General features: G+C 54.0%; 21 protein-coding genes. 1 reads left to right on the top strand and 20 read right to left on the bottom strand.

From position 1 onward, the window contains the following. Nucleotides 1–6 precede the first annotated feature (6 nt). The 20 genes from HUN04_25590 to HUN04_25495 form a co-directional block, all read right to left on the bottom strand. Complete coding sequence (locus tag HUN04_25590; GenBank protein ID WDP92913.1) at nt 7–1,797, bottom strand: Na(+)/H(+) antiporter subunit D; 1,791 nt, start codon at nt 1,795–1,797, stop codon at nt 7–9. Then, nucleotides 1,787–2,092: a hypothetical protein gene (locus tag HUN04_25585; GenBank protein ID WDP92912.1), complete on the bottom strand. Its 306-nt coding sequence runs from the start codon at nt 2,090–2,092 to the stop codon at nt 1,787–1,789. The genes HUN04_25590 and HUN04_25585 overlap by 11 nt, the downstream gene beginning before the upstream one ends. Before the next feature lie 33 nt (nt 2,093–2,125). Next, entirely contained in the window at nt 2,126–2,263 is a 138-nt protein-coding gene (locus HUN04_25580) for a hypothetical protein (protein ID WDP92911.1), read from the bottom strand. Nucleotides 2,264–2,268: 5 nt separating this feature from the next. Then, a complete protein-coding gene (locus tag HUN04_25575; GenBank protein WDP92910.1) occupies nt 2,269–3,750 on the bottom strand; it encodes a monovalent cation/H+ antiporter subunit D family protein in 1,482 nt (493 codons plus the stop codon). Nucleotides 3,751–3,791: 41 nt separating this feature from the next. After that, the gene (locus tag HUN04_25570; GenBank protein WDP92909.1) at nt 3,792–5,273 is read right to left on the bottom strand and encodes a monovalent cation/H+ antiporter subunit D family protein; all 1,482 of its coding nucleotides are present in this window, start codon (nt 5,271–5,273) and stop codon (nt 3,792–3,794) included. Between the two features lie 3 nt (nt 5,274–5,276). Then, nucleotides 5,277–5,678, bottom strand: a complete 402-nt coding sequence (locus HUN04_25565; protein WDP92908.1) for a cation:proton antiporter subunit C — start codon at nt 5,676–5,678, stop codon at nt 5,277–5,279. A 12-nt stretch (nt 5,679–5,690) separates the two neighbouring features. After that, nucleotides 5,691–6,509, bottom strand: coding sequence for a Na(+)/H(+) antiporter subunit B (locus tag HUN04_25560; protein ID WDP92907.1), 819 nt, complete (start codon nt 6,507–6,509; stop codon nt 5,691–5,693). Beyond that, complete coding sequence (locus HUN04_25555) at nt 6,506–6,751, bottom strand: DUF4040 domain-containing protein (GenBank protein ID WDP92906.1); 246 nt, start codon at nt 6,749–6,751, stop codon at nt 6,506–6,508. The genes HUN04_25560 and HUN04_25555 overlap by 4 nt, the downstream gene beginning before the upstream one ends. A 2-nt stretch (nt 6,752–6,753) precedes the next feature. Continuing rightward, nucleotides 6,754–7,113 carry a monovalent cation/H(+) antiporter subunit G gene (locus HUN04_25550; protein WDP92905.1) on the bottom strand — a complete coding sequence of 120 codons (360 nt, stop codon included), beginning with the start codon at nt 7,111–7,113 and terminating at the stop codon, nt 6,754–6,756. A gap of 23 nt (nt 7,114–7,136) precedes the next feature. Continuing rightward, on the bottom strand, nt 7,137–7,424 hold the full coding sequence (locus tag HUN04_25545; protein ID WDP92904.1) for a pH regulation protein F: 288 nt from the start codon (nt 7,422–7,424) through the stop codon (nt 7,137–7,139). Next, on the bottom strand, nt 7,424–7,876 hold the full coding sequence (locus HUN04_25540) for a Na+/H+ antiporter subunit E (GenBank protein WDP93408.1): 453 nt from the start codon (nt 7,874–7,876) through the stop codon (nt 7,424–7,426). Before HUN04_25540 ends, HUN04_25545 begins: the two co-directional genes overlap by 1 nt. 143 nt (nt 7,877–8,019) lie before the next feature. Continuing rightward, entirely contained in the window at nt 8,020–8,493 is a 474-nt protein-coding gene (locus HUN04_25535) for a response regulator (GenBank protein WDP92903.1), read from the bottom strand. A 229-nt stretch (nt 8,494–8,722) separates the two neighbouring features. Continuing rightward, on the bottom strand, nt 8,723–9,601 hold the full coding sequence (locus HUN04_25530; GenBank protein ID WDP92902.1) for a universal stress protein: 879 nt from the start codon (nt 9,599–9,601) through the stop codon (nt 8,723–8,725). 98 nt (nt 9,602–9,699) lie between these two features. After that, on the bottom strand, nt 9,700–10,089 hold the full coding sequence (locus HUN04_25525; GenBank protein WDP92901.1) for a response regulator: 390 nt from the start codon (nt 10,087–10,089) through the stop codon (nt 9,700–9,702). A 3-nt stretch (nt 10,090–10,092) separates the two neighbouring features. Next, nucleotides 10,093–11,643, bottom strand: coding sequence for a response regulator (locus tag HUN04_25520; protein ID WDP92900.1), 1,551 nt, complete (start codon nt 11,641–11,643; stop codon nt 10,093–10,095). A gap of 28 nt (nt 11,644–11,671) precedes the next feature. Continuing rightward, nucleotides 11,672–13,735, bottom strand: a complete 2,064-nt coding sequence (locus HUN04_25515) for a PAS domain S-box protein (protein WDP92899.1) — start codon at nt 13,733–13,735, stop codon at nt 11,672–11,674. A gap of 33 nt (nt 13,736–13,768) precedes the next feature. After that, nucleotides 13,769–15,331 (bottom strand): sodium:proton antiporter, encoded by a 1,563-nt coding sequence (locus tag HUN04_25510; protein ID WDP92898.1) that lies wholly within the window; start codon nt 15,329–15,331, stop codon nt 13,769–13,771. 167 nt (nt 15,332–15,498) lie between these two features. After that, nucleotides 15,499–15,882 carry a PilZ domain-containing protein gene (locus tag HUN04_25505; GenBank protein ID WDP92897.1) on the bottom strand — a complete coding sequence of 128 codons (384 nt, stop codon included), beginning with the start codon at nt 15,880–15,882 and terminating at the stop codon, nt 15,499–15,501. 33 nt (nt 15,883–15,915) lie between these two features. Then, a complete protein-coding gene (locus HUN04_25500) occupies nt 15,916–17,892 on the bottom strand; it encodes a response regulator (protein ID WDP92896.1) in 1,977 nt (658 codons plus the stop codon). Nucleotides 17,893–18,078: 186 nt separating this feature from the next. After that, nucleotides 18,079–18,930: an EamA family transporter gene (locus HUN04_25495; protein WDP92895.1), complete on the bottom strand. Its 852-nt coding sequence runs from the start codon at nt 18,928–18,930 to the stop codon at nt 18,079–18,081. A 175-nt stretch (nt 18,931–19,105) separates the two neighbouring features. Between HUN04_25495 and HUN04_25490 the strand changes: the two genes are divergently transcribed. Continuing rightward, nucleotides 19,106–20,527, top strand: a complete 1,422-nt coding sequence (locus tag HUN04_25490) for a PLP-dependent aminotransferase family protein (protein ID WDP92894.1) — start codon at nt 19,106–19,108, stop codon at nt 20,525–20,527. Nucleotide 20,528 lies beyond the last annotated feature (1 nt).

Here is a 20,528-nt window from a genome sequence, read left to right as displayed (position 1 = left end):
TTTCCTCTAGGTTAAAATAAACACCAGGATAATAAATGAAACTGCGATTGCCGCCCCCATGCCGATGGGCAGGGTTTCCTGCAGCACATCGTTGTACAGGCGGTTCTTTTTAAGCTCTAGCCGTTTTCTCTTCATCCCCGACATCAGCCAGACATTCACGGAGAGAAAAAGGGCAATCCGGGCACCGGCATCCTTAAAGAACCGGGTGGCCCATGCGATCACCCGCTGGAAAACCGACTCGCTTTTGGCATTCATGGGATTCAGGGTGTTGGCCAGCAGGGCGTAAACGCCCCGGCCGCCTTTGCGGTATACCCAGTCGGCATCCAGGTTGACGGCCCGCTGTTCCGCAGGGTAAATCCCGCCCAGCAGCAGCAGGGCAAATGCCAGGGCTGAGAAAAAGAGCAGTTCGGTCTGGGTCAGCACGTGGGAGATGGTATAGGGCTGGTAATCCGTGGCAAAGGGGAGCACCCGGTAGAGGAACTTGGGAAAGGTCCCGATGAAGATGCACAAAAAGGCAGCCATGCCCATGGCAATGAGCATATTTTTGGGCGCTTCCTTGACCCTGATGCCAGAGTCATGGCCGAAAAAGGCAAAGAAGGGAATCTTGATCCCGGCATGGTGAAACACGCCGGCAGCCGCAAAGAGCAGCACCAGCCATACGGCCACCAATGCCCCCTGTCCGGGCAGATGGGAATTTTCAGCCACAGCGGACATGACCATGGATTTGGATACAAAGCCTGAAAACAGCGGGAAGGCCGAGATGGACGCGGCACCGACAATGCAGAAGGCGCAGGTCCAGGGCATGCTTTTATACAGGCCGCCCAGGTCGGTGGCGTTGATTTTGCCCGTCCGGTACATCACCGCTCCCATGGACATGAACAGCAGGCCCTTAAAAAGGATATCGTTGAATGCATGGGCCACGGCGCCGTTGATGGCCAGTTCCGTGCCCACGCCGATACCCACGACCATGAACCCGACCTGGTTGATCAGACTATAGGCCAGTACCCGTCTCAGGTCATTTTCAATTACCGCGTAGAAAATGGGAAAGGCTGCCATGCCCACGCCGATCCAGATCAGCAGTTCGGTGCCGGGATAGAGGCGGGCCAGGGCGTAAACCGCCGTCTTTGTGGTAAATGCGGAAAGAAACACCGTGCCGCCGATGGTGGCTTCGGGATAGGCGTCGGTGAGCCAGGGGTGGACCAGGGGCCAGGCACAGTTAATACCGATGCCGAAAAACATCAGGTAGGAGGCCAGGCCGTTGAGGGTAAAGTGGGCCATTTCCAGGGAACCGGTCTGGGAATAATGGATCACGATGCCGGCCAGCAGCACCAGCCCGCCGAAGGCATGGACCATCAGGTAGCGGAAACCGGCCGCCTGGGCCGCCTTGGTCTTCCGGCTCCAGATCAGCATGACAGAGCCCACAGTAAGGGATTCCCAGAACACAAAGAAGGTGAACAGATCCCCGGCAAATATGGTACCCAGGGCGGCCCCCGCGTAAAAGAAGCCGGCCACAAACTCCACGTTATCCTTGAAGTTCAGGATATAAATGGTGGTGATGAATGCAATGATGTGGAAGATGTACCCGAAGACCAGATTCAGCCGGTCGATGTTCAGGAGCACCAGGTTGAAATCCCCCATGGTCCAGGCCAGGTGTTCACCCATGGGCAGATTCAGCAGGTTGATAAACCCGACCACAGGGATGAGCATCATGTAAATTGATTTTGCCTTCCCCCTGAAAAGGGGAATCAGCAGTCCGCCCAGCATGAAAATCAGGGCGGGCATGTGGCTAATTGTCATAATAGTTCTCCTTCCGCTTCACCAGGGGACGCAGTATGTACTTGGACACCAGCACCAGCAGCACGCAGGCCACAAACCCGTAAATAGAGTAGAAGCTCCAGTATTTTTCCCATTCATATTCCACATGGCGGTGGATGACATGGTTTTCAGAGAGCAGAATATAAACAATGTCAATGAAGAGCAATGCAACCACGGAGGAGAAAAAAATGCGCAGCAGTTTTTTCACATTGTCCGGGTTGTCGAAGATATGTTGTTTTTCAGCGGGGGTTTCCCCGTTTTTTGTATGATTATCCATGGTCGGTATCTACCTAAAAGTTCAGATTAGTCCTCAGAAACAGGGTTGAGACAGAATATAGCCCATATAGACGCATGCCAGGGCGAATACCACCAGAAAAACCGGCCGGTATCCGGGCACTGCATCGTGTTTCAGCTCCATGAGTTCTTTGTGTTTGTGATCTGTTTTCACAGCGGTTAACCTCCGATAAATCCTTTAACGGCAAGGGATGCCAGGTCCAGGAAGGGCTGGGGCGCAAAAAAGAGAACAAAGGAAATCAATGCGGTGATCACCAGGGGGACCACACACATCATGGGTGCTTCCTCGACCTTCCGTTCAAACATGGCCTCCTCCGGGGTGCAGAAAAAGGCCTTGTAAAAGATGGGCATAAAATAGGCAGCATTAAGCAGGGATGAGGTCAGCAGCACAAAGAGCATGACCATCTGGTCCCCTTCAAGGGTGCCCAGCACAAGATACCACTTTGAAATAAACCCGCCGGTGGGGGGCAGCCCGATAATAGACATCGCGCCGATGAGAAAAGCGCTCATGGTCACCGGCATGCGGTAACCGATGCCCACCATCTGGGAGATGTATTTTTTGCCGGTGGCGACAAAGACGGCGCCGGCAACAAAGAAGAGGGTGATCTTTCCGAAGGCGTGCATGGCGATGTGAAGCATGCCGCCGGTAACCCCCTTGGGGGAAAGCAGGGCCGCGCCCAGAACGATGTATGAAAGCTGCCCGATGGTGGAATAGGCCAGCCGCCGCTTGAATTCATCCTGGGACAGGGCGATTGCCGATGAGACCAGGATGGTCACCGAGGCAATGCAGGCCACCAGGGTACCGAACTCCATCCAGTTGAGCAGTTCAAGCCCGAAAATACCGGTAAGCACCCTGATAATGGAGAAAACCCCCACCTTTACAACGGCCACGGCATGGAGAAGGGCCGAAACCGGGGTGGGCGCCACCATGGCTGCGGGCAGCCAGGAGTGGAAGGGCATGATGCCGGCCTTGGCAAAGCCGAAGACAAACATGAGCAGCAGGACCATGGCCTGGGGCCGGGGCATTTCATTGGTGAAAATGCCTGAGGCGGTAAATTCCAGGGTGCCGGTGACATGGTAGCAGTAAATCATGGCCGGCAGGACCAGGCCGATGGAAGTGCCCAGGATAAAGGTCAGGTACCTGCGCCCTGAAATCCTTGATTTGGCATCCTGATGATGGGCAACCAGAGGATAAGTGGCAAGCGACAGAATCTCATAAAAGAGATAGAGGGTCAGCAGGTTGGCGGAAAATGCCGCCCCGATGGTGGCTGAAATGGCCAAAGCGAAAAAAGAGACAAACCGGGTCTGCCCGTGTTCGTTCAGGCCCCGCATATACCCGATGGAGTACATGGAGGTAATCAGATACAGGGAAGAGGCCACCAGAGCGAAAAGCATGCCCAGGGCGTCCACCCTGAAAGCAATATCCGCCCCCGGAGCAATCTTAAACAGGGTCAGTACCACCTGGTTCCCTTTGAGGATCGCCGGCAGCATAGAGACCACAATCAAAAACTTGATGGCGCCGGCAACAAAAGTCCAGGCCTCCCGGACATTGGGCTTTTCCGATGAGGAGACCAGAACCGGAATCACCAGCAGAGAGACCAGCACAGCCAGAAGAGGTTTAAACGACGTTATTAGTTCCATGTATTCCTTAGCCTTTTATCAATTTATATTCATTCATTATTCTAGTTGAGCAGGGGGGTGATCACCGTATCCACAATGGTGCCGGAGTAAAGTCCGACCACCACCAGGGAGACACAGACAATCCCCAGAACGGCCAGTGAGGACACCGGCGCCTCTTCCATGGCAACGGCGGCATGGCCGTGATCACCGTGGCCCTCTGACATGGGCTCGAAAAAACAGACTTCAAAAACCTTGAAGAAAAGCACGGCACAGATCAATGATGAGATCAGCAGGGCCGCTGCAAAGTGGTATGCTCCGGCTTCAAAGGCACCCAGAATCAGGTACCATTTTGAAAAGAACCCGCAGGTGGGGGGAACCCCCACGATGCTGAAGGCGGCCAGGACAAACCCGCCCATGGTCCAGGGCATCTTGGCGAACAGCCCCTGGAGGTCCGATATGTCCACCCGGTCCAGCTTGTACACCATATTGCCCACGGCCAGGAAAAGGGCAAAGGTCATCAGGGCATCATTGAGAATATGCAGGATGGCGCCGGTCATTCCCAGGGTGTTCCCCAGCCAGGCGCCCCCCACCATGTATCCGATTTCACAGACAATGATGTAGGTGAGCATTTTCTTGAGGTTTTTCTGGGACAGCGCCATGATGCCGCCGGCCAGGACGGCGATGGTGCCCATCCATACCACGCCTTCGGCCAGGCTCAGGGTATTGAAGATATAATCAAAGCCGAACACCGTGATCATCAGTCTTACCATGGCATAGACCATCACCTTGGTCATCAATGGGGCCACAATGCGGGCAAAGCCCACGGGGGCGTAAGAGTACGCATTGGGCAGCCAGACATGGACCGGAAACAGGGCCATTTTGATAAATACACCCAGGATGCAGAGGATGAATGCCGCCAGCATGGTGGAGGACTCGGCCATGGCCGGCATCATGGATGCCACATCGGCCATGTTCAGGGAACCGGTCTTAATATAGATATAGCCCACCCCGAGCAGGTAGAAGGAGGCGCCGATGACCCCGATGAAGATATAGTTCAGGGAGGCCAACGCCCCCCGGTCCTTGTCTCCCAGGGCGATCATGGTATAGGAACTCAATGAGGTGATCTCAATGAGCACATAAAGGTTAAACAGGTCGCCGGTGGAGACCACGCCGGTAAGCCCCACCACAAAGAGCAGATACATCACATAAAAGGCACCGGTCCGGTCCGAAGTTTCCTGGCGTACATTTTGATAGCTTGCCACCAGGTTTAAAAAGGCGATGCCGGTAACCAGGACCAGGACCATGGCGTTGAGTGCGTCGATGCGGTACTCAATCCCCATGGGCGGTGCCCAGCCGGCCATTTTGTACTGGATGGGGCCGGAGGTGAGTACGATGCACAGGTCCCCGATGGCCGCACAGCAGGCAATGCCCAGAGCCATGAGGGCAATGGGGTAGGTAAACCGGTCTTCCACCCATGCGGTGATCCCCGCGAAAAAGGCCCCAAGCAGCGGAGCGATGACAACGATTGCTGGATAATTATTCATGATTTACTTTTCCGATAAGCGCATTCTGAGTTCATCTTCTTCCAGGGTCTGGTACCGCTGGTAAATCTTAACACACAGGGCCATGGCCACACCAAAGGTGGCCACGGAGACCACGATGGCCGTGAGCATCAGTACGTGGGGCAGCGGATTGATATAGTCTGCTGCCTTGATGGCGGCATGGGCCGCTCCGTGGCCGTGGTCCCCCTGGATAATGGGGATGGTGGCGTCATGCTTGAATCCGATGGACACATAGAACAGGATAATCGCCGTCTGGAAAATATTCATGCCCACCAGTTTTTTGATCAGATTGTTCTTGGCGATCATGGCATAAAGCCCGATCATCATGAGAACAATGTAAAGCCAGTAATTGTATTTTGCCGCGATAAGGGCCAGAAAGTCAGTCATTGTGCGCCTCCTTTACAATCCTTCGTCGTGTCTGCCTTCGGAGACGATGTTAATATAAATGATGGCCATTACCGCAGTCACGGCCATGCCCACCCCGATCTCAACCCCCAGCATGCCCAGGGCCCGGATATGGTGCTCACCGAAAATGGGGGCGTACTTGGAATAATCCAGGAAATTGCCCCCCAGCAGCATGGCAATGGCACCGATGCCCACATAGACCAGGACCCCGAGGGCTGAAAAGATGCCGAGGAATTTCTCGCTCACCCGTTTCAACAGGGTTTTCAGGTTATAGGAGATGGCCAGGAGAATCAGGCTGGAACCGAAAATAACACCGCCCTGGAATCCGCCCCCCGGGGAGAAGTCACCGTGGGCCACAACGTAAAGGGCGTAAATCTGAATAAAGGGGATCAGAATCCGGCACACGGTTTTGATGATGGTATCCGAAGGCACCCAATCCCTATCCATATCCTCAAACTCTTTTCCGACGGCCACGTGCCTTTCCGGATTCTTCACATGGAGGACAACCCCTGAAGGCACATGCCGGTAATACTGCTCCTTTTTGGGCCTGAAATCCCGAAGCAGCAGGAAACAGGCAAGCCCGGCGCAGAAGACCACGGCCGTCTCGAACATGGTGTCAAAGCCCCTGTAGTCAGCCAGAACCGCAGTGACCAAGTTGGGCACCTCGGTTTCTGCCACCGCATGTTCGATGTAGTGGTTGGAAAGATGCAGGGATGCCGGTGAGTTGGGATCCCCCCAGTTCGGCAGTTCGCCGGTGCCGTATAGCAGAAGCCCGCCGGTGAGGCAGACCACAATGAAGCCTAATAGTCTCAATCTTTTGTCCTCCTGCTGGTTCTAAATACCGCTGCAACAAAAAATACGGTGCTCACGCCCGCCCCCACCGATGCTTCGGTAAAGGCCACGTCAACCGCCCCCATTACCGCCCAGAGCAGACACATCATAAAGGAATAAGCGCCGAATAAAATGGCGGTTCCCAGAAGGTCCCGGACGGAAATAGCGGCGATGGCACAGAAAATAACAAAGGTCAGTACAATCAAATCAATGGGCCAATACATGGTTATTCCTTTCCTTGGGCCAATTCACCGTTGCTGGTCTGCCCCTGTTTACCCTTTTTGGTCCAGGGCCGCAGACCTGCCCGCATGCCGGCATCCACGATGGAATGGGTGGCGGTCGGGCTGGACATGAAGACAAAAAAGACAATGAGCATCATTTTGACGGACAGCAGAACTGCGCCCCATGAAAAATGGTGGAGGTTGTACAGGGCAAGCCCGGCCACCATGGCCATAATCCCCAGGGTATCCAGCTTGCCGGCCGGATGGAGCCTGGAATAAAAATCAGGCATGCGGATGATGCCCACGGCGCCGCCCAGGAAAAACATAAATCCAAACAGCAAAAATATGATAACAAGTATATTCATGAAAACTCCTTATCTCTCCGGGATTAATCCATGAAGGATTCTTCGTAGAGGCCTTTTCTTTTATGGAAGTACCTGGACGCGGCAATGATTGCCACAAAGTTCAGAAAGGCATAGGCCAGTGCAATGTCCACAAACATATCCACCCGTTCATACAAAAAACCGATGAGCAGCAGCAGGACAACGGTTTTACTGCCGATGGCATTCACCCCGATGAGCCGGTCCAACACCGTGGGACCGAAGAGGCAGCGGTACAAAGACAAGAACATGAGCAGGCAAAGCCCGAGGGCGATGCATAGAAAAAACGTATTCATTATTTTTCTCCGTAAATATCAGCCACCTTGTCCAGCATGGTGCCCGGAAGGGCATCGGCAGACGGCTTGTCAATGGCATGCACCCTGTAGGTTCCGTCGGATCCCGTGGTCACGGTAATGGTACCGGGCGTCAGGGTGATGGAGTTGGCAAGGGTGGTAACAGCAAGGTCCGATTCCAGATCGGTTTTGAAATTGGTAATATGGGGGTCAATCAGATCCTCCATCCGGGGATGAAAGACCAGATAGAGCAAATGGAAATTCGCCTTGATGATTTCAATCACCAGCCAGGGAATATAGGCGGTGAACTTAATAAAAATCCTGATATGGCCCAGGGTGATGGCTGGGAAGAGCAGGTCGTGGAAGAACCAGGCCACAAGAATGCTGGAAATCACCCCCAGGCTGAGCAGCAGCGCGGAAAAATTCCCCGATAACACCACCCATGTTGCAAACATGAGGATAAAGGTGATCAAAAATGAAAAAACAGAAAACGAGGGTTTGGTTTCAGGGGCCGCAGCAGAACTGCCGTGGCCGGGATTGGATTGCGTCAATGCAGGTCTCCTTGATCAAATGAGTCGTGTTGTCACGTGCAGTGATACTACCGGTCAACACCGTAAATGCCGCGGAACTTGTCATAGAGCTTTGATAAGGTGCCTTTCTTTCTCGGTTCCGTGCTGTTCTCCACAGGTGCGTCGCTCCTGCCTTCCAGCTTGAGCCTGTGGGCATAGGCTGCTTTGATGGTTTCGATGAGGGTGTCCATGTCAACGGGTTTGGATAAAAACTTGAAGGCATTGTACTTGCCGCTTTCAAGGGCGTTTTCAACGCTGCCGTGGCCGGTGAGCACAATGCAGGGAAGGGTCGGCTGGAGGTCTTTTAAACGTTTTTGAACCTCAATGCCGTCAATGCCGGGCATCTGAAGGTCAACCACGGCCACATCAAAGTCTTCCTTTGATGCCGCTTCAACCCCCTCTTCTCCTGAAAAGGTTGTCTTTACAGTAAATCCATCCAAAACCAGTCGCTTGGCCAAGTATTTCAAAAAAGTCTGTTCATCGTCTATGAATAGGAGTTTCATAATAACCCTTTGCAACCTAATTACGTGTTTTTTCTCTAAACTTCAGATCTGTTCACATGAACAAAACCTGAGTTTAGTACCAAAACCCCTAATGGGAGTCAAGGCGTTTCTTTCCAGCGCTATACCTATTTATTAAGGCGATTCCGGGATTTTCCCAATATGCTAACCCTCTGCATTTACTTTCAATTTCACCTTATTATTTATTTTCCACCTTGCCTTTACATTTTTTTTACCGTTTGTCAACCGGGAACAAGAGGCAGGGATAGACAGATTTATCAGCAACATTTCTGGAGATGGATCCCATCCATCTCTCCACAATGGCATTGCGTTCACTGGTCCCTAAAATGATCATGGAGGCCTGGTATTCCCTTGCCGCCTTGAGGATTTCCTTTTCAGGATCACCCACATAGACATGGGGCTTGGCATCGATGCCGGCATCCTCAAACTCGTCACAGAGATCGTCCAGCCGCCCGCGCTCAAACTTTCTAACCTTCTGCACCTCGTGGGTATCGGAACTTTTCAAATCTTTTTCACTGACCACATGCATCACATGGAGCTGGCCGATAACCCCGGACAAGCCCTTGAGGCAGTCCACCGCCGCCTGGGAGCTGCTGGACCAGGAAGTGGCCAGCAGGGGCCGTTTAAATATTTCCTCAGGCACCACCTGGTCTTCAACCATGTGCTTGAACACCAGGATGGGGATATCCACCCGCCGGGTCAGCTCCGTAATATCCGAGCGGGAATAAAGCTGCTCCAAGGTGCCCTTGTGGGAACGGCCGATGACGGCCAGGTCCGGACGTTCTTTCTCAATGACCTTGAGGATTTCGGGAATCAGGCTGGAAACCTCAATATAGGCCCCGACCTCCATGCCCATTTCAAACAGGTTTTCCGCCCAGTCAATGAACCGGATATTGGCGGTTTCCTTGAGTTTGACCTCCTCCTCTTTCAGATATCCGGATCCCCGCTTCAAGGCCACCTTGTCGCGTTCTATCACGTTGAGAAAGACCACATGGTCAAGGTCGGCATTCCGCAGGCTGAGCAGGGAATTTAAAGCGTCGTAGCAAAGCTCCTCAAATTTGGTTACAAACAGCAGTTTTTTTATCTTCATGATCTCTCCTCACCGGCCCTGGCCAAGCCCCGGCCGTGTCCGGTGGTTTTCCGGCGAACCGGTCTTGGTTATCGGAAATCTTGCGCAACCGATCTTTTTTACCCGATCTTTTTTTTCAGGGCCTGGACCAGTTCTTCGGGTTCCACCGGTTTTTCAAGGTAGATGTCGGGTTTGGGCACCTCACCGTTGAACTCTTCCAGCGCCTTTTGCGATTTCAGAAAGGAGCGCAGGGCGATACCGGTAAACATGACCACGGGAAGATCCTTCAAGGACTCGTCGGTTTTCAACTGGCGGTAAAGGCGGATGCCGCTGCCCCGGGGCATGAGTACATCCAGAATTACCAGATCCGGCGATTCCGCTTTTATTTTTTCCAGCCCCTCCACCCCGTCATGGGCGACCAGGGGGCTGTACCCGTTTTCCTCCAGCACTGTGACCACGAATGACCTTACGTCAGGATCATCATCTACCACAAGTACCTTTTTGTTCATTATTTATCCTCCTTGGCCGGTTTCTAAAGTTTCCTGCGCAACGGTTTCAAATGGAAGTCGAATGGTGAAACGCGTGCCTTTTCCCAACTCGCTTTCTGTATCAATCCGCCCTTTATGTTCTTCCACCAATTTTCCTGTAACCAATAGCCCAAGCCCCGTGCCCTTGCCCCCTTTGGAGCTGAACATGGGGTCAAAAAGCCGCGACATTGTATTGTCATCCATACCGCAGCCGTTGTCCCGGACCTCCAGACAGAGGGTATTGTCGGGCTCTGTATAGGTGCGGACCTCAATGAGAAAATTCTTGGACGTATCTTCATCCTCAAGACAGGCATCCATGGCGTTGGAAACCAGATTCAGCAGGGAGCGGTGTATGGTTCTGGGGTCCGCCGTCACCTCGCCCAGGTCCGGCGCCACATCTGCCTTTATTTCAATATCCTTGCCCTTTGCCGCATCGTAAACCAGATTCACCACATCCTGGACAATCTCATTGGGAAAACAGGGCTCAAACTCCGGTTCCCGCTCCTTGGAATAGGTGAGCAGATCCTGGGTCAAATCCGACACCCTGGCGATATTTTTCTTTATGGTGCCCCACCCGTCCTTGAGCTTCTCCATATTGTTTTTTTTCATGCCCACATCCACCACATAGGAACCGCCCTTGAGGCCGATGAGGATATTTTTCACATAGTGGGCCAGGCCGCTGACGGTCTGCCCCACTGCGGCCAGCCGTTCGGACTGTACCAGTTCATTTTCCAGCCGCTTGATTTCGGTCAGGTCCTGAAAAAAATTCACAATACCCACAAATTCGCCTTTTTCATGGAGCACGTTAACCGCATACCGTACCGGGAACTGCCCGCCCTGTTTCAGGTTCAGGGTCATTTCCTTCCAGGGCATCTCTCCCTGCCGCTTTTCTTTTTCGGCCTCGGCCTTAAACATCTTGGCCAGGTCGGGCAGGTAAAGGTCTTCTATGGTCATCTTGTTCCGCACATCTCCGGCCGGTACATCAAAAATCCGGGCGGCTTCGGGGTTGAATACCACGATCTTCCATTCACGGTCAAAGGCCACGATGGCATCGTTGGAAGAGTGGATGAGCAGCCGCTGAAAACTGGCCCTCCGGCGGATCTCCTCTGTGGCTTCCGCCACTTTCTGTTCAAGGTTCTTGGTATACCCTTCCAGCTGTTCCCGGATATGGATCTTGGTTTTGGCCCGCTCCAGGGCAATGGCCAGGGCCTCGTCCCGTACCGGTTTGTTAATGAAATCGCTGGCCCCGTACTGCAGGGCCGTGATGGTGGAGTCGATATCCCCGTGGCCGGTGACGATGATGACCTCTTTTTCCCCGTCAAGCTCCTTGATTCGCTTGAGCAGTTCCAGTCCGTCCATCACCGGCATTTTGATATCGGTGACCACAATATCCGGCGCCTCCTTTTCAAGCACCTCAAGGGCCTGTTGCCCGTTTCCTGCGGTCACGACCTCATAGCCGTCGCTGCGCAGCGACATGGCCAGCAGGCGGACAATGATATCTTCATCATCGACAATCAGTATTTTATTGGCAGACATAAGCTGTTTTTTGCTCTCCTTTTCAGGCTCAATTAATGGCTGGAAATCTGATGGTGAACTCCGCCCCCTGGCCCTCCACGCTCTGGATCTCAATGGTCCCGGAATAATCCTTGATGATCCCGAAACTGATGCTGGTGCCCAGGCCGGTACCCTTGCCGGTTTCCTTGGTGGTGAAAAAAGGTTCAAAAATTTTGCGTTTCACCGTATCGCTCATGCCCACCCCGGTGTCGGCAACGCTGACACACACCTTGCTGGCTTCATGCCAGGTTTTTATGGTCAGATTTTTGTCCACCTGGCCGTCGGCCTTTTCCGCCTTTTCGTCCATGGCGTCGATGGCATTGGTCACCAGGTTGATAAACACCTGCTCCAGGCGGTTATGCTCGGCCCGGATCTGGGGCAGGTCGTCATTGAGATCCAGGTTGACCTTGATGGAGTGTACCGTAAGCTGGTGGCCCAGCACCTTGAACACATCGTTTACCGGGTCGTTGATATCCAGTTTTTTCAGGCTCCGCTCCGATTGGCGGGCAAAATCCCGGACATGCTTGATCACCCCGGCCGCCCGGGCCACATTGTCTATGATATCCTTGGCCATCAGCTTCAATTCGTCATCTGGGATATCGATTCCCTTTTTAATCATCTTGAGCATGAGATCGGCACAGATCTGGATCACGTTCAGGGGCTGGTTGATCTCATGGGCCATGCCGGCCGCCATGGTGCCCAGGGTGGCCAGTTTCCCGGCCTGGATGAGCTGGGTTTCCTTTTCAACGCTTTCGGTGATATCCGTGGAGGATGCAATGAGCACGTCCCGGTTGGAATAGGTGGTATTCACCACCTTGGTATTGGCAAAAAACGTTTCCCCGGATTTTTTCAGGTGCTTTTTCTTGGCAAAGAGAAGGGCCTGGCCCCGGTTCAGCTCTCTGAGCCCCATTTCCACGGTTTCATCGTCCCTGTCGCAGATATCCAGAAAGGGCTTTCCCAAAAGATCGGTCTTTGAATATCCGTAATCCGCCTCCACCCTGTGGTTGATATCCAGAATCTCAAGGGTCTGGGAATCAATGATGAAAATGGGATTGGGATTGTTGTTAAACAGCGACCGGTATTTTTCCTCTGATTTTTTGTACTTTTCATGGAGCTTGACCAGTTCCTGGTCCTGGAGCGCGATCTCTTTCTGGGCGGCCTTGTCCTCGGTCCTGTCCCTCAGGGTCTCAATGGCTCCGATCACCTCTCCGTCCGGGGATTTGATGGGGGCGGCCGTAAAAAATATCCATTTGCCCTTTTCCCCGATGTGGGGGAAAAACTCTTCAGCCTCCAGGGCCTCTTTGACAATCATGGACCACCGCCAGGAACTGCCGTAGTATTTTACGATCTCTTCCTCATCCAGGCCGTCCACCACGATATCGGCCAGGGTGGGCCGCTTGGCCGATCTGAAGGGCACCCACTGCCGGTCCGTGCCCACCAGTTCATAGGCATTATGCCCGGTGAGCTCCTCGCAGGCCCGGTTCCAGTGGGTCAGGATATGTTCATTGTTAATGATGAAGGTGGGAATCATGCTGCCCTGGATCACCTGGGTGAGTTCCTTTTCCATCTCCAGCAGCTCTTCCCGCTCGTTTTTAAGGAATTCCGTCTTTTTCTCTGAAATCTCAGAAATACGGCTTGAAAAGGTGTTAAAAAGGCAGGCCAGGTCCCCCCGGCAGACATCCTTGTCTGAGATTTTCTCAAGCACCCGGGCTTTTTCTTCCTCGGTCTTCAGCAGTCCGATAAAGGCTACAGCATGAAAGGGATCCAGGTCTGCAACCTGCACGCCGCGCCCTTCCAGCTCCTTTAATATGGGGGCAAGGCTTTCATCATTTTTAAGCTTGAGCACCAGATCCATCCCTTCCAGCTCCAGGAGGTCCGAGTAGGTCCTGGTTGTCGGGATATTCAAATTTGCGGCACAAACCGTTCCCTGATTCCTCACCAGGGGGTCGGCCACCATCAGCACCCGGCAGCCCAGGGCGGACAGCACAGGGTCCGACAGCCGGTTCAATATTTCGCAACAGGGATCGTTGCCGCCGATAATGCCGATCTTCCGTTGGTTCAGGTCAAGGTCCATGGATGACTCCTTTAATTTCTCCTTATTCGTATATTAGAAGAAAAATACCACAGTGACAACCACAAAGGTAGGGATGAGAAAGACCAGGGAATACTTAAAAATATAGCCGAAGAAACTAGGCATTTCCACCCCTGACTCGGAGGCAATGGACCGCACCATAAAGTTGGGGGCATTCCCGATATAGGAACAGGCGCCGAAGAATACGGAACCGGCCGACACCGCCTTCAGGTAGATGGCATTCTCGGTCATGAGCAGGGGGACGGACTGGGCTTCGGGCAGGCCGGCATAGAAGCTGCCCAGGGCGGTGTTAAAGAAGGTAAGGTAGGTCGGCGCATTATCCAGAAAAGCCGAAAGCATCCCTGTAACCCAGAAATAGTGCCAGGGATCCTGGACCGCGTTGATCAGGAAGGCAAAGGCCCCCTTGGATCCGGCTTTAAGCAGAAGCAGGCAGGGAATCATGGTGATGAAAATCCCGATGAACAGATAGGCCACTTCCACAATGGGAAACCAGGAAAACTCATTTTCCTCCCGCAGGGGCCTGGGGGTGGAGGCCAGGGAAGCGATGCCAAGCACAATGAGCAGTCCGTCCCGGAGCCAGTCCTGGGTGGCCCGGTGAATGCCGAAGGTGGATACCTCCCCCAGATCCAGGATGCCGCTCATGAGTACAGCCCCCACCACTCCCCCCAGAAAGATAAAATTATAGGTACCCACCAGTCGCAGGGGAGCTTTTTCCCCGTCATCCGGCGGTGCCCCCCCTTCTTTTCTGTAATAAAAGGAATCCAGCAGAAAATAGCACACCAGCAATACCCCTGAGGCCAGCAGCATATGGGGCAGAATTTTCATGGTCCAGAAAAAGCTGACCCCGTGCAGGAATCCCAGAAACAGGGGCGGATCCCCCAGGGGCGTCAGCGCCCCCCCCGCATTGGCCACAAGGAAAATGAAAAAAACCACCATGAAGGTTTTGTTCTTGCGGTGGGCATTGGCCCGGATAAAGGGGCGGATCATGAGCATGGCCGCCCCGGTGGTGCCCATCCATGATGCCAGCACCGTGCCGATCAGAATAATGATAGTATTCACCACCGGGGTCCCCCGAAGCGTCCCCCGAAGCAGGATGCCGCCGGACACCGTGAACAACGCCCAAAGCAGAATAATAAAGGGCACATAGTCGGCCAGTATAATATGCAGGATTTCATGCACGGCCTGCCCTTTGTAGGCGGCCACAAAGGGGATGGCCAGACAGGCGGCCCAGAAAGCTGAGATCTTGCCGAAATGGTGATGCCAGAAAGTGCCTGCCACCAGGGGCAGCAGGGCAATGGACAATAGCATGCAGGCAAAAGGGATGCAGGAATACAGGGGCAGGGTCTCCCCTAAATTCACGTGGCCGTGGCCATGCCCCCCTTCATGGGCCTCCTGGGCATGGTCGGTCTGAACGGAAGCGGCTTGGGCATGGCCCTCCCCTGGATGGGGCTGCACCTCAAGGGTGTATGTGCCGGCGTCATCTCCTTTGGCCCCCTCGGCCTGGGCCGCAAAACAAAAAAACAGAGAGATAAAAACGATTAAAAACGAAATGAGTGCTGCATGTTTATCCAACTTCATGATCCAATCCCCTCGTTTTTCGGGTGCGATACTAAACTGAATCAAATCGTAACCGGACAATAAACACTAACAGGGCAGATATGTCACAGGCGTTAGGCTAATTGACTAATAAATATAAGTTTAATTGTCAAGCTGAAACCCCTGCACCAGACCGGCAGGTTCGTTCCTTACGCCTTTAACAGTTCAGCCAAGGCCTGGCGGGCATAGGCGGTCATTTCATTGAACCAGATGGCGATCCCCCCCTCTTCAATCCTGACAACCTTTCCCTTTAACTTGAACGGAGGCGTTTTGCCCGGAATGGAAAGTACCACCCGTGCCGGCATGCCCGGCCGGGCCCCGACTCCGGTGTTGACAAACACCCCTGCGGCACTGAGATCCCGCGAATGGGACTGGATGAGTTTGTCATCAATGACGACATCAATGTCCACTTTTTTTTTCGCCCTGGGAAAGGAACGCATATCCTTATGCTTGAGGGACCGGATATATTGAAGAACGCTTTCCTGCTGATCTGCCGTCAGCGCACCGGCCTCCTGTAGAATTTCATCCAACATGACTCATGCCCCCATTCCATGGATGGTTAACTTTTACGACCGCTTTTCTGTTTCCCCGTTCATATTCAATACCAGATCCGCCCCCTTGCCATCAAGTACCTTTCTCACCTTCGCCGCCAATTGAGCTTTGGAAAAGGGCTTGGCGATAAAGTTGACCCCATCGTCCAGCACCCCGCGGTGGGCGATGATGTCGGCGGTGTAACCGGACATGAAAAGCACTTTCAGCCCCGGTCGGGCCGCCTGGAGTTTTTTCGCCAGCCTGCGGCCGTCCAGCTCCGGCATGATAACATCCGAAAGCAGGAGATGAATCTCATCTTCATTCTCTGCGGCCCGCTTTAGGGCGGTTTCGGGCCTGCCGGCCGACAATACCCTGTAGCCAAGTTCTTTGAGCATGACGGTCCCCAGGTCAAGGATATCCGGATCGTCTTCAACCATTAAAATCAGTTCGCCTTGACCGGCCGGCATTCCTTCGGTCCGGCCGGAGCCGGCATCCGCGACCTCTCCTTTGTAGCAGGAAAGATAAATCCTTAAACGGGTACCGTTTTCCGGCTCACTATCCACATCTAAGTATCCATTGTTTTGCTTCACAATTCCGTAAACCGTTGCCAGTCCGAGGCCGGTGCCCCGGCCCACGGCCTTTGTAGTGAAAAACGGTTCGAAAATTTTGTCCAGGGTTTCCGGGGCCATGCCTTTTCCGTTATCGGCCACGGCAATCATTGAATACTCCCCCGGGATGGCGCCTTCATGGGCATCACAATAAGCCCGGTCAAGCCGCACCGCCTTGGTTTCAATGGTGATCCTGCCGGTGTCCGGAATGGCATCCCTTGCATTCACGCATAAATTGGCCAATATCTGATCGATCTGTGAGGGATCCATCTTCACCGGCCAAAGGTCCCGGCCGGGGGTCCATTCAAGGCGGATATTTTCTCCGATGAGCCGGCCCAGGATCTTTAACATGCGTTCAATGGAGTTGTTCAGGTCAATCACCTTGGGGGAAACGGTCTGTTTTCTGGCAAAGGCCAGCAACTGCCTGGTAATATCCGTGGCACGCTTTGCCGCCGAAAGGATTTTTTCCAGATTGCCGTACAAGGGGTGGTCCTTGTCCATTGTCTCCATGGACAACTCTGAATAACCGATAATAACGCTGGATATATTATTATAATCGTGGGCCACTCCTCCGGCCAGGCGCCCCACGGATTCCATTTTCTGGGCCTGGAGCAGCTGGGCTTCCAGTTTTTCTCTCGATTTCAGGCTTTTTTGAAGTTTCCTGTTGGCATCGGTGAATTCCTTTGTCCGTTCAGCCACCCGCCGCTCCAGCAGGGCATTCATTTCCCTTGCCTTTCCCTCTGCCCGTTTCAGCAGATTATTGAGCATATAATCCCGCCGGGAAAAAAGTTCCAGGGCATAGCAGACCATCATCCCCAGCAGGTTAATGCCGAACATATAAAAAAACTCATTCAGGATCACTTTGGCCGGCACCTGGAAAAACAAAAAGACGGCAGCGGAATACCCAAAAACAATCAAAGTACCGGCAGCGGTGGCCCATAAAAAGGTCAGGCGGATAAAGGCGTAGCAGAAAAAAAGGCAAAAGATAATCCCCACAAAATTGTGCGCCGGATATTCAGGCCCCGATGCAACGGAGATCACGGCAAACCCGCCTCCGGTTACGATAACGTAAAAGGCAAACAGCGGCTGCCAGTACCGGGCGTAAAATCCAGGGATGTAAAAAGAAGAAAAAAAGCCTGTGGTAAATACCAGACAGACTGCCGCCAGGACCCACAGCCAGGCCCCTAGATGGGCCGGATCAAAAACAAGGCCGTCCCATAGTCCCACAAGACCGTAAAAAAAAACGGCGATAAGGTGGCAGGCCCGCCCTAGAGACAGATTGGCCCTGAAATAATCGGCTTTGAACGCGGTTTCCAGCCCTGGGTCCAAAAATAGCAGGGTTAGGGGATTAATCTTAAAATCAATCCCGTCTTCTTTGCTGTTCCGGCTGAATAATCTGTACAAAGCCCCTCCCCCAGGTGGGCCGCCACCGCCCATGGGCAACCGCGGCTGACACCCCATTCACCGCGGCGGTGATGACCCGATTCAAATACAGATTTTGTTCTCAGAAGTTTTGCGGCATACAGGCAGAATAATAACGGAAAACAGGGCAAATGGCAAAAATATAATCCGCCAATTTAAGGCGAAGTATCAGGCTTTCCCGGGCTGCGACGGCATGTTCACGGCAGAGAGTACGCTGCGCGAGGTCACTGCCACCAGAACCAGGCTGCCACCGGCAAGGGCCGATGGGCCCGGCAGTTCACCCAAAAAAAGAAAGACCCACAGGGGATTGATAAAGGGTTCAATGCTGCAGACCAGCACGGCCTCCAGGGCAGGTACATTTTTGATGGCATAGGAAAAAATCGCATATCCTGCGCCGATGGACACCACCCCAAGCCCAAGAAGGCCCAGTCCGTCCGTTATTCCGGGCATCTGTCCGAACATGAAGGGAAGGCAGCACACGGCTGCAAAAAAATTACCCAGTCCAAGGGGCCAGGCCGTGGACCCGTCCTTGTTTTTCCGTAGAAAAAGCATGGTCCCGGCAAAGAGCAAGGCGCCCAAAATCCCCAAAAAAATTCCCCACCGCCCTTCCATGGACAGATCATCCATGAAAAATAGGCAGACCCCGGCCACCACAAGCACCAGCGTCACCCAGTCAATGGCCCGGGTCTCTTCCTTGAGTACCCAGGGTGCCAACACCGCGACATAAGCGGACGCCGAGTATTGAAGCACGATGGCATTGGCGGCCGTTGACAATTTTGTGGCCCCCACAAAACAGATGCAAAAGGCCCCCAGACAGAAGGCCGCCCCCAGGGTATACCTGTCCCAGGTTACATCAACGCTTTTTCTGCAGACCGCAACAATAAAAACCCCGGCAATAAGGCTGCGCCACCCGGCAATTGCCAGGGGGTGAAGGGACACCATCTTGATAAGAATTCCGGAAGTGCTCCAGCACACCGCCGCAGCCATCAGCAGCAATATTGCCGCATAATTCTTTTTCATCTCCTGCGCCCCCTTTAATTACGCCATGTGTTAGCCTGGCAGTAAGATACAATGGGGTATAAAAAAAGGACAGTCACAAAACTCTGATTTTGTATTCATTACAATTATGATATTGAAGGAACTGTACTTATTGTCTCGGATAGAAACTGTACCCTTATTCCTGGAACACGGCAGTATGAAAAAAACACCCAAATACCAAAAAGTAGCCGACCGCCTGGTCAAACTCATTGAAGAAGGGGTTCTGGGGCCGGGCGCCGCCCTGCCCTCGGTACGAAAACTCAGCCGCCAGTGGAATGTCAGCATTTCCACCGTGCTCAACGCCTATTACCGGCTGGAAGCCCGGGGGCTGATCATTCCCAAACCCAGGTCAGGCTTCTATGTCAGTCCCCGGCTGCCTGCCACCCCCCCGGAACCCGGCCTGTCACGGCCGGCCCCCGACCCCTCCACCGTGGGTATGCGGGAACTGATCCCCCTGATCATCCTCAGGGACACCACCACCCCCGGCCTGGTCCAGCTGGGTGCGGCCCACCCGGCCGAATCACTCTGCGCCACCGGCAAACTCAACCGCCGCATGGCTGCAGCGGCCCGGCGCATGGGCGACCGGGCAGGCTGCTACCTGCCGCCGGATGGTGATCCTCGGCTCCGCCGCCACATCGCCCGCCACGCCATCAATGCAGGCTGCAGCCTTGAGCCCGACGACATCATGATCACGGCCGGCTGCGGCGAAGCCGTCTACCTCTGCCTCAAGGCGGTCTGCCGGCCCGGGGATACCGTTGCCGTGGAATCCCCCATCTGCTTTGACGTCTTCCAGTATATGGAAAATCTGGGGCTCAAGGCCCTGGAAATCCCCACCCACCCGAGGGAGGGCATCAGCCTTGAGGCCCTGGAATTCGCCCTGGCCCACCATTCGGTCCAGGCCTGCATTGTAATCTCCAACTTCAACAACCCCCTGGGCTCGTGCATACCTGACAGCCGGAAAAAAGAACTGGTCCGCCTGCTGGCAGCCAGGGAGATCCCCCTCATTGAAAACGATATCTTCGGGGACATCCATTACGGCCAGCGGCGGCCCGTCACCGCCAAATCCTTTGACACCCGGGGCATGGTTCTCTGGTGCAGTTCATTTTCAAAAACCCTCTCTCCGGGCCTCCGGGTGGGCTGGACCGCCCCGGGCCGGTTCAGGGAACAGGTCCAATGGCTTAAGTTCAGCGCCAGCCTGGCCACAGCCACCCTGCCCCAGGCCGCGCTGGCCGACTTCATGGCCGACGGCGACTACCGCCAGCACCTGCGCAGAATCCAGCGCATCTACCACCAGAAAATGACGGAACTGAGGCAGGCCGTATCCCGATTTTTCCCTGAAGATATCCGAATCACAGATCCTGCCGGGGGCTACCTGCTCTGGGTGGAACTGCCTGAAACGGTTGATGCCCTGGACCTTTACCAGGCGGCCCTGACCAACGGCACCGCCATCACCCCGGGCCACCTCTTCTCCGCAGACCGAAGGTACACCAATTTCATCCGGCTCAACGCAGCCAATTGGTCGGCCAAGGCCGCACCGGCCATCCAGCGCCTTGGCAGAATTGTTCAGGAGATGATATGAA

Origin of the sequence: Desulfobacter sp. (assembly GCA_028768525.1) — a bacterium.
Taxonomy (GTDB): Bacteria; Desulfobacterota; Desulfobacteria; order Desulfobacterales; family Desulfobacteraceae; genus Desulfobacter.
This window is presented reverse-complemented; position numbering and strand designations above follow the sequence as displayed.

What these genes read in the sequence shown, in the direction of transcription:
- HUN04_25590 (WDP92913.1), bottom strand. Translation starts at nt 1,797, where the DNA reads ATGACAATTAGCCACATGCCCGCCCTGATTTTCATGCTGGGCGGACTG.
- HUN04_25585 (WDP92912.1), bottom strand. Translation starts at nt 2,092, where the DNA reads ATGGATAATCATACAAAAAACGGGGAAACCCCCGCTGAAAAACAACAT.
- HUN04_25575 (WDP92910.1), bottom strand. Translation starts at nt 3,750, where the DNA reads ATGGAACTAATAACGTCGTTTAAACCTCTTCTGGCTGTGCTGGTCTCT.
- HUN04_25570 (WDP92909.1), bottom strand. Translation starts at nt 5,273, where the DNA reads ATGAATAATTATCCAGCAATCGTTGTCATCGCTCCGCTGCTTGGGGCC.
- HUN04_25565 (WDP92908.1), bottom strand. Translation starts at nt 5,678, where the DNA reads ATGACTGACTTTCTGGCCCTTATCGCGGCAAAATACAATTACTGGCTT.
- HUN04_25555 (WDP92906.1), bottom strand. Translation starts at nt 6,751, where the DNA reads ATGTATTGGCCCATTGATTTGATTGTACTGACCTTTGTTATTTTCTGT.
- HUN04_25550 (WDP92905.1), bottom strand. Translation starts at nt 7,113, where the DNA reads ATGAATATACTTGTTATCATATTTTTGCTGTTTGGATTTATGTTTTTC.
- HUN04_25545 (WDP92904.1), bottom strand. Translation starts at nt 7,424, where the DNA reads ATGAATACGTTTTTTCTATGCATCGCCCTCGGGCTTTGCCTGCTCATG.
- HUN04_25540 (WDP93408.1), bottom strand. Translation starts at nt 7,876, where the DNA reads ATGTTTGCAACATGGGTGGTGTTATCGGGGAATTTTTCCGCGCTGCTG.
- HUN04_25535 (WDP92903.1), bottom strand. Translation starts at nt 8,493, where the DNA reads ATGAAACTCCTATTCATAGACGATGAACAGACTTTTTTGAAATACTTG.
- HUN04_25530 (WDP92902.1), bottom strand. Translation starts at nt 9,601, where the DNA reads ATGAAGATAAAAAAACTGCTGTTTGTAACCAAATTTGAGGAGCTTTGC.
- HUN04_25525 (WDP92901.1), bottom strand. Translation starts at nt 10,089, where the DNA reads ATGAACAAAAAGGTACTTGTGGTAGATGATGATCCTGACGTAAGGTCA.
- HUN04_25520 (WDP92900.1), bottom strand. Translation starts at nt 11,643, where the DNA reads ATGTCTGCCAATAAAATACTGATTGTCGATGATGAAGATATCATTGTC.
- HUN04_25515 (WDP92899.1), bottom strand. Translation starts at nt 13,735, where the DNA reads ATGGACCTTGACCTGAACCAACGGAAGATCGGCATTATCGGCGGCAAC.
- HUN04_25510 (WDP92898.1), bottom strand. Translation starts at nt 15,331, where the DNA reads ATGAAGTTGGATAAACATGCAGCACTCATTTCGTTTTTAATCGTTTTT.
- HUN04_25505 (WDP92897.1), bottom strand. Translation starts at nt 15,882, where the DNA reads ATGTTGGATGAAATTCTACAGGAGGCCGGTGCGCTGACGGCAGATCAG.
- HUN04_25495 (WDP92895.1), bottom strand. Translation starts at nt 18,930, where the DNA reads ATGAAAAAGAATTATGCGGCAATATTGCTGCTGATGGCTGCGGCGGTG.
- HUN04_25490 (WDP92894.1), top strand. Translation starts at nt 19,106, where the DNA reads ATGAAAAAAACACCCAAATACCAAAAAGTAGCCGACCGCCTGGTCAAA.